Source organism: Providencia sp. PROV130, assembly GCF_028482225.1.
In the GTDB taxonomy this organism is placed as follows: Bacteria; Pseudomonadota; Gammaproteobacteria; order Enterobacterales; family Enterobacteriaceae; genus Providencia; species Providencia rettgeri.
In genome coordinates this window covers 1-1,778 of record NZ_JAMPQC010000071.1, presented here as the reverse complement: position 1 = coordinate 1,778, position 1,778 = coordinate 1, and the positions used below count along the sequence as shown (strand labels likewise).

1 protein-coding gene is annotated in these 1,778 nt (G+C 47.8%); it reads left to right on the top strand.

Annotated features, from left to right (window positions below; all coding sequences use genetic code 11):
• Window positions 1–16: 16 nt before the first annotated feature.
• Window positions 17–1,778: fimbria/pilus outer membrane usher protein (locus tag PSF28_RS23540; protein ID WP_272685739.1), on the top strand; the 1,762-nt coding region annotated here is incomplete at its 3' end.

Genomic DNA, 1,778 nt, shown 5'->3' with positions numbered 1-1,778 from the left:
GGGTGAATATGATGTCATGGTGAATGTGAATTTGATCCCTTCTGGTGAATTCAACATTGCATTTGATAAACAATCGGATGGTCAAATTGCCCCTGTTTTTACCGTGGGTGAGCTGAAAAAATTGGGGGTGAATACCTCTGCTTTACCGAAATTAAGAGATCTTAGTGAGGATGCTAAGGTCGAAAAACTGTCTGACTATATTGCTGATGCCACTATTACGTTTGATCCGCAAACCTTAACCGTGAATTTATCGGTGCCACAAATTGCGATGGTGCCTAATTTCGCGGGCTATGTGCCCCCTGAGTTGCGTGATGATGGTGTGACCGCATTAGTGATGGACTACGTCTTAAACTACAGTAATAACCGCCAGTTAGCTCAACATCACCAAAAATCCAGCACCAGTGATTCTCTGTTCGCCAACTTAAATGCGGGGATCAACATGGGCGCGTGGCGCCTAAGAACCAGCTACCTGTATAATTACAGCAAAAGCAGCGGCTCCTCAAGCAGCAGTGATTCCTCGTTCACCAACACTTATGTTTATCGCACGATTAATGCGATTAAATCCACTTTACGCGCCGGTGAAATTTCAACGGGTGGCAATATTTTTGACTCCATTCCGATGAAAGGGGCAACGCTGAAATCCAACCCTCAGCTCGACCCCAGTAGCATGCAAGGGTTTGCTCCCGTGGTAGAGGGGTTTGCGAACACCAATGCGACCGTCACCGTACGCCAAAATGGCAGTGTGGTTTACCAAACGTTCGTGGCACCAGGCCGTTTTATTATTCGTGATATCCCTGCCAGTGGGTTGGCCGGGGACATGGAAGTGACGGTAGAAGAAGAAGATGGCAAACAAACTGTCTTCACCCAAGCCTATTCCTCATTGCCGATGATGGAGCGCCAAGGCTCGTATAACTATGAGGTTTCCGCAGGGCGTTACAATGGGGGGATCACCGTAGGCTCTGAGCGTAAAACCTTTGCGCTCGGCTCATTCAGCGTCGGTCTGCCTTATAATATCACCACTTATGGTGGGTTGTTGGTGTCGAATGGCTATAACTCGGTCGTGGGCGGTATCGGCCTGTCACTGGGGGTGCTCGGGGCGTTATCCACGGACGTGACACATTCAGATGCTAAATTTTCAGAGAAAAATTTAAAAGGGCAATCTTACCGTATTCGTTATTCGAAGAGCTTGCTGTCAACAGGTACCTCCTTTGACTTGACGGCACTGCGTTATACCACTGAGAACTTCTATTCTTTCTCGGATTACAATAATGCGGGCTATACCCTGAAAGATGGTTTAGCGCCTTGGACGGGTTCACGTCAGCGTTACAGTTTCCAGACCTCTATCAACCAATCTTTTGATTCGTATGGTTCATTGTCACTGAGAGCCTCGAAAAACACCTATTGGGGGGGGCAAAGCTCCAATACCTCAGTGGGAATGTCTTATAACAATAACTTCCGTGGTGTTTCCTATAGCTTGAGCTATATGGTTGACCGCGTGAAAAGCTACAACAACAGTTGGCCGGAAAATCGAGTGGTGTCGTTCGATGTGTCGGTACCGCTAAGCCTGCTGACCAACAGTGAAATGGCACAAACCATGAGTGCGCGTTACGGGGTGAGCGTAGATAACCACGGTGATATGCGTCACCAAGCGGGTTTAACGGGCAGTGCGATGAACAGCCGCTTCAGCTACGGTTTATATCAAAACTATGACAGCCGTAATAGTAATTACGGTGGCAGTGTTAACGGGACGTATTCAGGCAATAACGCTACATTATCAA